The organism is Oleiharenicola lentus (assembly GCF_051660365.1).
GTDB lineage: Bacteria > Verrucomicrobiota > Verrucomicrobiia > Opitutales > Opitutaceae > Lacunisphaera > Lacunisphaera lenta_A.
The window spans coordinates 285,955-299,039 of the sequence record NZ_JBOZXB010000002.1 but is presented as its reverse complement, the minus strand read 5'-3'; the positions used below and the strand labels follow the sequence as shown (position 1 = coordinate 299,039).

At 59.8% G+C, this 13,085-nt stretch carries 10 protein-coding genes; all 10 read left to right on the top strand.

The window, feature by feature from the left end:
- The first annotated feature begins 3 nt into the window (after window positions 1–3).
- The 10 genes from ACRRQW_RS16005 to ACRRQW_RS15960 all read left to right on the top strand — a co-directional run bounded on the left by ACRRQW_RS16005 (window position 4) and on the right by ACRRQW_RS15960 (window position 13,035).
- Complete coding sequence (locus tag ACRRQW_RS16005) at window positions 4–1,245, top strand: ribulose-bisphosphate carboxylase large subunit family protein (protein ID WP_438482602.1); 1,242 nt, start codon at window positions 4–6, stop codon at window positions 1,243–1,245.
- A 12-nt stretch (window positions 1,246–1,257) separates the two neighbouring features.
- Window positions 1,258–2,571 (top strand): four-carbon acid sugar kinase family protein, encoded by a 1,314-nt coding sequence (locus ACRRQW_RS16000; RefSeq protein ID WP_438482601.1) that lies wholly within the window; start codon window positions 1,258–1,260, stop codon window positions 2,569–2,571.
- A gap of 6 nt (window positions 2,572–2,577) precedes the next feature.
- On the top strand, window positions 2,578–3,237 hold the full coding sequence (locus tag ACRRQW_RS15995; RefSeq protein WP_438482600.1) for an aspartate/glutamate racemase family protein: 660 nt from the start codon (window positions 2,578–2,580) through the stop codon (window positions 3,235–3,237).
- A gap of 25 nt (window positions 3,238–3,262) precedes the next feature.
- On the top strand, window positions 3,263–4,558 hold the full coding sequence (locus ACRRQW_RS15990; protein ID WP_438482599.1) for a bile acid:sodium symporter family protein: 1,296 nt from the start codon (window positions 3,263–3,265) through the stop codon (window positions 4,556–4,558).
- The gene (locus tag ACRRQW_RS15985) at window positions 4,545–5,783 is read left to right on the top strand and encodes a hypothetical protein (RefSeq protein WP_438482598.1); all 1,239 of its coding nucleotides are present in this window, start codon (window positions 4,545–4,547) and stop codon (window positions 5,781–5,783) included. Before ACRRQW_RS15990 ends, ACRRQW_RS15985 begins: the two co-directional genes overlap by 14 nt.
- Window positions 5,783–6,994 carry a hypothetical protein gene (locus ACRRQW_RS15980; RefSeq protein WP_438482597.1) on the top strand — a complete coding sequence of 404 codons (1,212 nt, stop codon included), beginning with the start codon at window positions 5,783–5,785 and terminating at the stop codon, window positions 6,992–6,994. The genes ACRRQW_RS15985 and ACRRQW_RS15980 overlap by 1 nt, the downstream gene beginning before the upstream one ends.
- Window positions 6,991–8,211, top strand: coding sequence for a hypothetical protein (locus ACRRQW_RS15975; RefSeq protein WP_438482596.1), 1,221 nt, complete (start codon window positions 6,991–6,993; stop codon window positions 8,209–8,211). The genes ACRRQW_RS15980 and ACRRQW_RS15975 overlap by 4 nt, the downstream gene beginning before the upstream one ends.
- Before the next feature lie 275 nt (window positions 8,212–8,486).
- Entirely contained in the window at window positions 8,487–9,407 is a 921-nt protein-coding gene (locus ACRRQW_RS15970) for a hypothetical protein (RefSeq protein WP_438482595.1), read from the top strand.
- Window positions 9,407–10,633 (top strand): hypothetical protein, encoded by a 1,227-nt coding sequence (locus tag ACRRQW_RS15965; protein ID WP_438482594.1) that lies wholly within the window; start codon window positions 9,407–9,409, stop codon window positions 10,631–10,633. The genes ACRRQW_RS15970 and ACRRQW_RS15965 overlap by 1 nt, the downstream gene beginning before the upstream one ends.
- Complete coding sequence (locus ACRRQW_RS15960) at window positions 10,630–13,035, top strand: alpha/beta hydrolase family protein (protein WP_438482593.1); 2,406 nt, start codon at window positions 10,630–10,632, stop codon at window positions 13,033–13,035. Before ACRRQW_RS15965 ends, ACRRQW_RS15960 begins: the two co-directional genes overlap by 4 nt.
- Window positions 13,036–13,085 lie beyond the last annotated feature (50 nt).

The window sequence follows — 13,085 nt, the reverse complement described above, 5'->3', positions numbered from 1 at the left end:
CCCATGGATCGCCTCACCGCCCACTATCTTGTCGAGACGCCCCATCCGGTGGAAAAAGCCGCGGCGACGCTCGCCGGCGAACAGTCTTCCGGGACATTCGTCGCGGTGCCCGGCGAGACTGAGGAACTGAAACATCGTTTCGCCGCGCGAGTGGAAAAAATCGTGCCGCTCGAAACAGTCGCAACTCCTGCGATTCCCGGCGCCCGCGGCGGCGGCCAGAGTTTTCAGCGCGCCCTCGTTTCGGTTTCGTGGTCTTTGGAAAATTTCGGCACCAACCTGCCTACGCTCGTTTCCACGCTCCAAGGCAATCTCTACGAAATCGCCCAATTCTCAGGCCTCAAGCTGCTCGACATCGATTTTCCGGAGGCATTTACGAAATCGTTTCGCGGTCCGAAATTCGGCGTCACCGGGTGCCGTCAACTCACCGGCGTGCACAACCGTCCGCTGATCGGCACGATCATCAAGCCCAGCATCGGTCTCTCGCCGAGCGAGACGGCTGCGATGGTCAAGACGCTCGTCGAAGCCGGCATCGATTTTCTCAAGGACGACGAATTGATGGCGAACCCGCCGCATTCGCCCTTCGACGACCGCGTCGACGCGATCATGGCGGTCATCAACGCGCACGCCGATCGCACCGGCAAGAAGGCGATGTATGCGTTCAACGTCAGTGACGAACTCGACGAGATGAGCCGGCATTACGACAAGATCGTTTCCTCCGGCGGCACGTGCGCGATGCTCAGCATCAATAGTGTCGGCCTCGCCGCTTCAAAAAAAATCTGCGACCGCGGCGCGCTCGCGATTCACGGCCATCGCAACGGTTGGGGCATGTTGAATCGCCACCCGTTGCTCGGCATCGAGTATCCGGCCTATCAAAAACTCTGGCGCCTCGCAGGCGTCGATCAGCTGCACGTCAACGGCATCGCGAATAAATTCTGGGAATCCGACGACTCTGTCGTGCGTTCGATTCAGTCGTGTCTCGCTCCCGATCCGCTCGGCAAACCGGTTTTGCCGGTCGTCTCTTCGGGTCAATGGGGCGGCCAGGCTCCGGAAACTTTTCGTCGCACGCAAACCGTCGATCTCCTCTACATGGCGGGCGGCGGCATCATGGCGCATCCCGCTGGGCCGGCAGCGGGCGTGAAATCACTGCGCACATGGTGGGAAGCCGCCTTCGAAGGCCTCACACCAACGCAGGCCGTCGCGGCCTATCCCGAACTGGCCGTGTCGGTCGCCAAGTTCGGAAAATAGTCATCTCGCACCATGGCCGACACCGCTCACTCGCTCCGACTCGCTTATTACGGCGACGATTTCACGGGCTCGACTGATGCGCTGGAACAACTCAGCCGGGCCGGCCTGAAAACGGTGTTGTTTCTCGATCCGCCTACGCCGGCACAACTCGCGCGTTATCCCGGCCTGCAAGCCATCGGCGTCGCCGGACTCACGCGCGCGCTCGCACCCGCCGCGATGGAAGCGACCTTGCGCCCCGCGTTCGCGGCGTTGCGTGAACTCGGCGCGCGTCACGTCCACTACAAAGTGTGCTCGACCTTCGATTCTGCTCCGCACGTCGGCAGCATCGGGTGCGCACTCGAAGTGGGTGCGGCGGTTTTTGAAGCTCCTTTTGTGCCCGTGCTCGCCGCAACGCCCACGCTCGGACGCTATTGTTTGTTCGGGAACTTGTTCGCGCGCTTTGGCATCGGCAGCGCCGGCGCGATTCACCGTCTCGACCGCCATCCGGCAATCAGCCGGCATCCGGTCACGCCGATGAACGAAGCCGATCTCGCGTTGCATCTCGGAAAACAAACCGCGGCGAAAATCGGCTTAATCGACGTGCTCACCATCGAACGTGGCGTCGCCGCGATTACCGAATCGGTGCGCTCGCTGGTGCAAACCGGGCACACGGCCCTCCTCTTCGACGCTCTCACACCCGAGCATCTCAGTGAAATCGGCGCCGCCTTCGATGGTTTTACGACGCCGGGAAAATCGCTTTTTTCCATCGGCTCGTCAGGCGTCGAAACGGCGCTCGGAATGTATTGGGCGGCACGCGGCGAAATCATGCCTAGCCCTACTTTTCCAGACCCGGGCAGCGCGGCGCCACTGCTCGTGCTTTCGGGCAGTTGCTCGCCCGTCACTGCAGGACAGATCGAATGGGCGCTCGCGCATGATTTTATCGGGATCAAATTCGATCCTGCGACCGAGATCAGCGCGCTCCTCACGGATGTCACCGCCGCGCTCAAGTCGGGCCGTCACACGATTGTTTACACGAGTCTCGGCGAAAAAGATTCCGCGCCGGTTTCGGCCGATCAGCTCGGGGCCAAGCTGGGAGCACTCGCGCGCGCAGCCATCGAAACCACGGGCATTCGTCGCCTCGTGATCGCGGGCGGCGACACGTCGAGTTACACCGGACGCGCACTCGGACTCGAATCGCTAGAGATGATCGCGCCGCTCGCGCCAGGCGCACCGCTGTGCCGCTCCCACGCGCCCGGTTCATCGGCTGACGGCATCGAAATCAATTTCAAAGGCGGCCAGGTCGGCGCGCCGGATTACTTCGGCGCGGTCGCGCGCGGCAAAATTTAACACCCCATGAAACGAAAAACCCTGGCTCTCGTGCACACGTCCGCGACGCTCGTCCCGGTCTTTGCGCAGCTCTGCAAAACCAAGCTGCCTAACGTCGATACTTTCAACATCGTGGACGACAGCCTCGTGCGCGCAATCGGCGCGAAAGGTGCACTCACCGCCGACATTGCGCGCCGCGTGGGTGCTTACATCACGTCGGCCGAGACTGGCGGCGCAGATCATATTCTCGTGACGTGCTCGTCGATCGGCCCGGCGGTGGAAGCATCCGCCGCTTTTTCTGCGGTGCCGGTGCTCCGTGTGGATCAGCCAATGGCCGACATCGCCGTGCTAACCGGTCGTCGTATCGGCGTCATCGCGACGTTGGCCACCACGCTCAACCCCACGTCGGATTTGGTGCGTCGTCGCGCCGCGGCCGCCGGCAAAACCATCGAGCTCACGTCGCGGTTGTGCGAAGGGGCGTTCGAAGCGTTGATGGCGGGCGACACCGCGAAACACGATTCGCTCGTCACCGCGGCGTTGCGCGAACTCGTTTCGCAAGTCGACGTAATCGTCCTCGCCCAGGCCTCGATGGCGCGCGTCGTCGATGCGTTGCCGGAGGCCGATAAACGCATCCCGATTCTCGCGAGTCCGCCGACCGCCATCGATCATCTGGCGACGCTGCTGTAACTGCTTTCGCGACCCCACCCCACTCATGTTACCCCTGCGAAAATTTTGTCTCTATCTGGTCGGTCCGGCGCTGCTGGCTCTCTTGATCGGTGTCGGCTTGGCCAATCCTTCGCTCTGGAAACCCGCTGCCGTTGTCGGAACCTTATGCCTCGCGATCGGCCTCGGCGCCGCGCCCAAGTGGAAAGGTTATCAATACACGGTGTGGATTCTCGCGGCGGTCGTCGCGGCGATGGTTTATCCGTCGGCGTTTCTTCGCTGGGGCGAAATCGATCTGCGCAACAAATGGCTCGTGCTCGTCGTGGTCCAACTCGTGATGTTCGGGATGGGGACACAGATGAGCCTGCATGATTTCGCCGGCGTCGCGAAAGCCCCGCGCGGTGTGCTTGTCGGGATCCTTTGTCACTTTTCCGTGATGCCCATCGTGGGATGGCTACTGACCAAAGTGTTTCACTTCGAACCCGAGATCGCCGCCGGCATCATTCTCATCGGCTCCTGCTCGAGTGGCCTCGCTTCGAACGTGATGACGTTTATCGCCAAAGCCAATCTCCCGCTCTCCGTGACTGTCACCGCCGTCACTACCCTCGTCGCGCCGATCATGACGCCGCTTTTGATGAAGCTGCTTGCCGGCACCTTGGTCGAAGTGAAATTCATGAACATGATGATCGAAATCATCAAAATCGTGATTGTGCCGATCGCGGCGGCTCTGATTCACGACTACTTGAAACACGCCACGCCCGCCCGCCTGCGCCGCTGGGCAGTTGCGCAACTCATCTCCGCCGCTGGCGCCGCGGTGATCTTGATCACGCACGATGACCCGTGGGCGCTGGCGCAGTCGCCGTCGGTTCAACTCGCCTACGAACTCATTGGCTTCGCGTTGGGCGCCGTCGCGTTTGGCGTTACGTATCATCAACTCACGCGCCGCTTCACCCGCCTCGATGGCTGGATGCCGGTGGTTTCCATGGCCGGCATTGTTTATTTCACGACGGTCACCACCGCCGCCGGCCGCGACAATCTCCTCAAAGTCGGCGCACTGCTCTTCCTCGCTTCCGCGATTCACAACGCCGCGGGTTATTTCTTCGGTTACTGGCTGAGTCGCAGCGCCGGGCTCGACAAGAACTCCGCGCGCTCCGTCGCGTTCGAAGTCGGCCTGCAAAATGGCGGCATGGCGTCAGGGCTCGCGGGTTCGATGGGCAAGCTCGCCACCGTCGGGCTGGCCGCCGCGATTTTTAGTCCTTGGATGAACATCACCGGTTCGATCTTAGCGAACTATTGGAAAAATCGTCCCGTGGGCCCGGGACTAACCCCCGATGAAAAAAACTAGCGCCTTACTACTGGCCGTATCTCTCGCCGCCAACGCCGCGCTCGGCGCGTGGCTGTTACTCAAGCCCGCTGTTCCGTTATCCCCCGCGAGCAGTCACCTCCACATCACAAAGTCAGTTGCGGCTCCTACGTCCGTCGATCCGCTTACGCAGCCGCTCGACGCGCAAACCTGGCCGCGCCTCGCGCAACTCTCCGACACCGACTACGTCGCCCGCCTCCGCGCGGAAGGTTTCCCGCCCGCTCTCGTGCGCGATATGTTGCGCAGTCGCATCACGGCGCGTTACGCGGATCGCCTGAATGCGCTCCGTCCACTGGAGAAAGACGAATACTGGAAGCGCACTCCCCTGCACCCCGACGCGCATCTCTCGCCCGAAGCCCGCAAAGAACGCCGCGCCCTCGGTCGCGAAATCAGCGCGGAAATGAAAGCGGCCCTCGGCGACGGCCCGGAAAGCGTGCCCGATTACGAGCGCGCCCAACGCGAGCGCACCTACGGATCGATTCCAGCCGATAAGATCGCGCAGATCGAAGCCATCTCCACCGATTACGGCGAACTCTCGACCAACATCCGCGATCGATCGCGTGGCGTCACGCTCCCCGAGGATCGCGAACAACTCCGCCTGCTCGAACGTGAGCGTCGGGCTGACCTCGAAGCTTCCCTCGCACCCTACGAACTCCTGCAATACGACCTCCGCAATAGCGCTTCCTCCCACGCCGTGCGCAGTCAGCTCACCTATTTTGATGCGACTGAAGAAGAGTTCCGCGCGCTTACTCTGGTGAGACTCGACTTCGATCGTCAGTTCGGAAGCAACTATCTCAGCGAAGAGGAACAGGCCAAAAAGCGCACCGCCGAAGCCCAACTCCTTGAACAAGCCCGCACCGTGCTCAGTCCCGAGCGCTACAAGGAATACGCGCTGGTTTCCACCAACGATTTTCGCAACACCGTGCGCGATCTTTCCCGCTTCAACTTTGATGTCACCGTCGCCAAGGACGTGTTTTCAGTGCGTCAAAACATCACCAACCGCGCCGCCGCCATCACCGCGAACACGCTTTATTCCCCGGAACAACGCACCGCGGAACTCACCGCGCTTTACCGCGAAGCCTCGACTTCACTCACCACCAAGCTCGGAGCTAAAGCCTACGAATCCTACGAACGCGAAGGCGCCGGTAATTGGATCCGCAAACTTAAACCCGCCCCCACCCCGCCGAGCCGCGGAGGAAACGAATAATGAAACTCTTTCTTCCTCTCTTGATCGTCTCCCTGCTGGCAAACCTCGTCCTCGGGACGCTGATCGCGAGTCGCTCCGCGACGCCTGCGTCGGTGATTTCGAATGCCCCAACCGAGATATCCCCGCCGACAAAAAATGCCGCCACCCCCTGGCCCAAACGCGAGCCGTTGTGGGCTGGCCTCAAAAGCGATTCCCTCGACGAGGCCGTGGCGCGGCTCCGCGCCGCCGGTTGTCCGCCGAAGGACATCGCCGCCGCCGTCCGTGCGATGCTCGTGGCGCGCCTTGTCGAACAACGCAGCACGCTCGGCTATGCCAACGAAACGCTGCCCTATTGGAAAAGCAGCCAGAATTTTGCCCAGCCACGATCCCAACAAGAATTCATGGGCATGTTTCTTGAAAACCAGCGCTTGCAACGCACTTACCTGCTCTCGCCGGAACTTTTCAGCGCGGACGAGGAATCCGTCCGCCAATACCGTTCCCGCTTCGGCGATCTCGACATCGAAAAATTGCGCCAGCTCGCCATAGTGGAATCGAAGCAACAGGAGAAAAGCATTCAAGGCATGGGAGCCAACTCGTCGAGCAAACCCGGCGAAGATCGCTACAGTGCCAACCCCGCCCAGCAATGGCAGCAGGAAGCCAAACAACGCGAAGACGCCCTCAAGGCGATCCTCACTCCCGAAGAATACGCCGCTTACGAACTCCGCAACAGCCCCACCGCGGAAGGGCTGCGTTCGCGACTCGATAGTTTCCAGCCCTCCGAAGCGGAATACAAAGCGCTCTTCGAACTGCAAAAATCCGCCGAAGCCACCTTTCGCAACAGTCCTCCCACCCCGGAACAAGCCGCGACATTCCAAGCCGACTACGACGCCAAACTCAAAGCCACCCTTGGTGAAGAACGCGCCGCCGATTACCAAGCCTTGCAAAAAGCCGGCAGCGATCTGCTCCCTCGCTTGCTGAATCGCCTGGACATCCCGCTCGTCAGCCTCACCGCCATCAACGCCATCCGCACCCAAACCAACGACCGCGCCAAAGCCATCCGCGCAAACCCGCAACTCACCGCCGAGCAGCGCACCGCCCAACTCTCCGCCCTCGCCGCCGAAGCCGAGACCAATCTCGGCAGCATCTTCAACACCCCGCGCAGCATGGCCGCCTACAAAGATCTCAAAGGCGAGTGGCTGCGCAACCTCGCCCCAAAACCCGGCGGCCCGTGAAATTCGCGCGCGCAGTTTTGATTCTCTCCATTGCTGCCAACCTCGCGTTCGCGGCGTGGTGGTCATTGCGCGTTTCCGCGAAAATAGACACGGTCACACCACACCCATCGACCGAGAATCGAGGCTTGGTCCCACCCCAATCTTTCACCCACACCGATTCCACTTGGTCCTCGTGGCAAGCGGGCTCCGACGCTGACTATGCCGCAACTCTCCGTAAACAAGGTTTCCCGCCGGCGGTGATTCGGGCGCTCGTCATGCGTCGGGTCAAAGCGCGCTACCAAGCACGACTCGATGCCCTGGAATCGCAAAATCCGCTGCCTTATTGGCGTTATCAAGCTTACCGAAACGACGAGCGCCTCACGCCTGAACTCCGCAAGCAACGCCGCCAGCTACTCCGTAAAATCGACGACGAAGTGAAACTCGCCGTGGGCGGCGATGTGTTCGATTGGCAGGATCCTTACGAGCAGGCCGTGCGTTTGCGCACCTATGGCAACCTTTCTAAATCGAAAGCAGATCAAGTCGCTCTCATCCGAGGCGACTACGACGAATTATACCAGCAGGTGAGCGACCGCTCAGGCAAGGTGTGGCTCCAAGAAGATCAGGCCCAACTCGAATTCTTGCGCAAAGCGCAACGCGAAGATCTCGCCGCCACGCTTACCCCCGAAGAATTGATCGATTACGATATCCGAGGCCTCAGCAGTAACTACACTTTCGCGATGAAGCTCAATCACTTCGAAGCCTCTGAAGTCGAGTTCCGAGCACTGGCCAAACTCCAATTGGAATTCGAAAAAAATTACCCGCGCGGTATCACTCGCGAAATTGCCAAACAACGGGAAGCCGAGGAAAAGAAACTTGTCGCCCAAATGGCCGCCGCACTCGGCGGCGAACGCGGCCAGGAATTCGTCCTCGTCAACGATCCGAGCTACATCAAAACCTCCGCCCTCCTAGAAAACTACAGTTACGGTAAAGATTTGGTTCGTGAATTCGTTTCCTTGCAACGCGGCATCATTCAACGAGCTGAAGCGATTCAACAACAGTCCCTTTATTCGCCAGCCCAACGTGAGGCCGAGTTCGCCGCGCTCCAGCGCGAAGCATCGGCGAAGATCAGCGCAAAGCTGACTCCCGAAGCGATGGCCGCTTATCAAAAAAGCGGCGCTGGCAGTTGGTTAAATCAACTCCAGACGCCCGCACCCCAAGCGGTCGAATCGAAGCCATGAAATCCATTCGCTTACATTGGCTGCTTGCTGGCTCCCTCATACTCAATGCCGCTTGCGCTGCGTATTGGATAAAAACAAAGGGCGGTGCTCAGGCAAAGGTCGAGTTGGCATCGCCGAATGGTTCCTCGAGCAGAGCTATCAGCAGCAAAACTGAGGCATCCCTTTGGTCGACCGCGGCGCCCAGCAATTACGATTCGTTGCTTGCCCAACTGCGCGCGGTGGGATGCCCGTCAGAAGACATCGTCATCATTCTTGGTCAGTTGAATCGAAGCCGGATGGACAAATTATTCTATAAAGATTTCGCCGCTCGTCCCTACTGGCAGCTCAAAGACGGGACGACCAAAATAGATTCGCGGGAGCGAGTGATGACCTATTTGGAGGCCACTCGATTCGAAGCGCGCTACCTCTTAAGTCCCGAGTTATTTTCCGTGAACAAAGAAATGATCGAAGGCCTGCGCACGCGTTACGGAGCGATTCCCGAGGAAAAACTTCGACTACTCGCGCTCGCGGACACGGAGCGAAATATCAAACAACAAGAGAAGTATCTCGCCAAAAAGCGCGAGGTCTCGAAGCCCGGCGAAAACCAATATGCCAGCTCCGAAGCGTCGTGGGAAACCCAGCAGCAGGAGCATCTCAACACCATCAAATCCATCCTTAGTCCCGAGGAATTTAAAGTTTACGAGCTTTCCAGCAGCCCATTGGCGCGAGAACAGCGCGAACGCTTGAACGCATTTCGCCCCAGCGAAGAAGAATACAAAGTCGTCATGGCACTCGAAGCACAGCTTCAAGCCGCGCGCAAAAACCCAAATCTTACCACCGAGGAACGCCAACGCTTGCGGCCCGACACCGACGCAGCGGTGGCGGCGGCGCTCGGCGACGAACGCGGCGCCGATTACCTCGCGCTGCGCAAATACAACGGCGAGCCAATCGTATATTTGATGGCGCGGCTCGATCTTCCGCTGGCCACCATCACCGCAGTCGACGTTGTGCGCGAACATTCGCTGGCTCAGGCCAAAACCATCCAAGCCAACTCGCAACTCACTCCCGCCGAGCGCACCGCCCAACTCGCCGCCCTTTCCCGCGAAACACAAAGCCAACTCACACATACGCTCGGTGAGCGCGGCGTGACCGCGTATCGCGATATTTCCGGCGACTGGTTGGGGAATCTTGACAAGCCAGCTTCAGGCAAACCGTGATGAAACATCTGCTATTCCTGCTCATGCTCGCAGTGCAAGTGCAGGCTGCGCTCACATGGCACAGCGTCGCGACGAACCGTGAATTAGAGATGACACTTTTGCCGGCGACCTCGCCCGCCGTGGCACCCGCGCCACTCGTGATCTACCTCACTAATCTTTCCCAGCCACGCGTCGGCAAGGAGAGCGATAAAGATATCATCGCAAGTTTCCAACGCGATGGCTGCCGCGTCGCCGTGCTCGACTACGCACTGCACACGGAAGCACGTTTACCCACCATCATTCCTGATTTGGTCAAACTCCGGCGCGATTTGCAGATAAACTCGCTACTCGCCGATCAATTGCTCGATTCGGGGCGCATTTACATTGTGCCGTCGGGCTGTCGGTTGAAACGCGATGTCCGGTTTTTCCGTGACGACGCAGTAAACCGAAATCTCGCGATGGACATCGTCTACCCTTCGCAACCGCGAAACCCGGTCGGCGCGGTGCTCGAATTTTCGTGCGACAACGCCAATCGCATGGGCAACTTCTCGCTCGATTTCTGCACCGACACCCTCGTGGCCACAGCGGCGCTCGCGGGCCACGCGGCTGCGATGGCCGATCATCCGGTGGCCGCGCCTTACAAGGGGTTTGATCCGATGCCGGACGTCGCGCGCAAGATCAAAGCCGCCGTGCGGACGCTGCGTGCGCACTCCGAGCCGCTCGGCTTGAATGGTCGCATCGTCTCCGCAGGATTCTCGCGCGGGAGCGGCATGGCCTTGATGCTCGCCACGACGGAAGCGCTCACGGAGTTTGAGGGCTACGGTGAAAACCAGGACCAAAGCAGCGCCGTGCAGGGCGCTGTCGTGATGTCAGGACGATTTACTTACCTCGACTTGCTCCCGCACGATGCGATGATTCCGCGCTACGAAAAAATGTGGGGCACCCGCGCCGAAAATATCGCGCAATGGCGCGCTCACGGCGCTCTCGATTACCTGGAGCGGCCGCTGCGCTTCCCGCTTTTCCTGACGATCAATGCGACGGAATCCCCCGAGGCGTTGCACCAGATGGCGACATTGCGCACCCGTCTCACCACACTCGATTCACCTTTCACTTATTATCCCGAGCCTGAACCACGCGGGCATAAGATGCCGCTGGCTCTCGATGTTCTGAATTCGCTGCTCTCCTACCTCAACCAACGTCTCACGGGAACCTCGGCCACTCCCGCAACTTCCTCCTCTCACCCATGAATCGCTTTGTAATTTTTCTCGCGAGCGCGACCGCCCTGGTCGCGCAAACCCCGACCACGCCGGCCACCGCACCATTCGCAACCACGCCCACCACCACTCCGCCGACTACGGTGCAAATCGAGCAAGTGCTCAGCGTGCCGGAGCCGGGGCGTTTCAAAGCGCTTTTTCAACCGTTCCGCACTGACATCGCGGCGCTTTCCCCTGACGGCAAACACCTCGCCTACACCGTTCGCGACGGTGAGAACCTGAACGTCGTTATCATTGAAATCGATAACCCGTCGAAGATGAAAGCCTACGTTGGCGTGATGAATGACGAAGCCGCCACGCCAATGCTCGAGATCAACCAACGCGAACGCACCCCCGCTCGTATCAACTGGATGAAGTGGGCCACGGCGACGCGCTTACTCGTGGAAACCAACCAGATTTTCACGCGCAACGAGGGTGGCGCGGCCGGTCAGTGGCAAGGTTGGCGTGGCGGCATCGTCGCGTTTAACGTCGACGGCAGTGACGCCAAGACGCTGGTCACTCCATTTGACTTACAGGAGGTAACTCCAGCGATTTCTGGCCAGAGCAACCCATTCGCTATCTCGCGCGCCGCAGATGCAGCGAAGTTTTCCGCCAAAGTCGGCACCCCCGACCGTCCTGCGACCGAAGATCCCGACGCCGAGCCGTCAGATGGGTTTTCTCCGGTGGCGGGAAGCGAGGATCCCTTTGCACCGCCCGGCTCGCCGACCAACTTCACCACGCGCGGGCGGACTTTGCGCACGTTTGACTTTGATCCGAAAAATCCCGGCGCCATCACGATCGTCGCTTCCGGCAGCGGAAGTCCGCAATGGCTGGGACTATATTCGCTCAATATCGCCACGGGCAAACTCGCGGTCATCAACGACGACATTGCCCCCCTCAACAGCGATGCGCTGATCGACCGTCAGGGACGCATCCGCCTTTCGCTACCGAACACGAAGCTCAGTGATTTTCCGTTTCACTATAATTATTACGGACCCAAAGGAAAAAATCGCGGCAAACGTTTTGACGAGATTGCCACTCTTTCCACGAAATCCGCGTTCACCGTTTCACCTGAAAACTTTTTCGGCGAACGCGCCATTCCTCTCGGTTTCGATGAGAATCCGGACATTCTTTATTACGCGTCCAACGTTGGCCGCGATACCTACGGCATCTACAGCCTCAATCTTGCTACGAAAGAAAACCGGAAATTCGCGCTCGAAAATCCACGGTTCGACCTGATCGCTCCTCCTGAATCCAGCTTTCCTGATTCGCGCACGCTCGTCTTCGATCGTTTCCAACACAATCTCGCGGGCGTTCGCTTCGAAGGCGCCGTGCGCAGCGCCGTGTGGCTGCGTCCGGAGCTGCAACAATTGCAGGTCGACTTGGAAAAGAAATTCGCCGGACGCTCCATGGAAATCGTCGACTGGGACGCCACCAGCAACCGCTTCCTGTTCACGACCCAGGGTCCGGCTGACCCCGGCGCCTATTTTGTCTACGATCGCGCCAAGGGGCAGCTCATGGAATTCGTGAGACGCGCACCGTGGCTCGATGCGAATCACGCGCATGTCACCCTGCCATTTTCATTTAACACCAAGGAAGGCGCTCGCATCACTGGACTCGTCACCGCTCCAAGCAAACCGCGCTTGAAGCCGATTCCCATGCTCATCCTGTGCCCGGACCTGCCGTGGCAGCGCGTGCGCTCGGGTTATCAGGGCGATGTCCAAGCCCTCGCCGACATGGGATTCGTCGTGGTGCAGCTCAACGGCCGCGGGGCATGGGGCTTTGGGTTGAAACAACGACAAACGCTCACCACCGGCTACGATCTCGTGCAGGTGGAAGACATCGTCGAAACGATCGCGAACTTGGAAAAACTATTTCCCGTCAATCCGCGCCGAGTCGCGGTGATGGGCCGTGGCCACGGCGGATTTATCGCGCTGCGTGCAGTGCAAATGTATCCTGATAAATTTCGCTGCGCCGTCGCCATCGATGCACCCGTGGATCTTGGCGGCTGGCTCGAGGAGCAGCGCTGGAGCAGCGACAACATCGAGGCCACCCTCCGCAAAGCCTGGTTCGGGGACGCCGCCCGCTTGAAAGCGAAGCCGCTAGTGAGCGCTCCCGAAGCGGTGAAAAAACCGATCCTACTCTTGAATTATCCCGGCCCCGAAGGCGAATCACGCACCGGAGCCTACGCCCGCGCCCGCCAATTCGCCGCCTCCGTGCGTCGCAATGATGTGGTCGCGGAATTTGCCGACTTACGCTCCGACTACGTGCGCGGTCTTCCCGACGCCCGGGGAGAAGTCTTCGAACGCATCGAGGCATTTTTGAATCAATACGTTTATACGCCCAACGTAAAACTCGGCGACACGATCTTTAAGGATGAAGTGAAGGCACCGTGATTGGGCTCAACGCCCGACGACGGGACAGCGACTACTCGAATAAATTAACC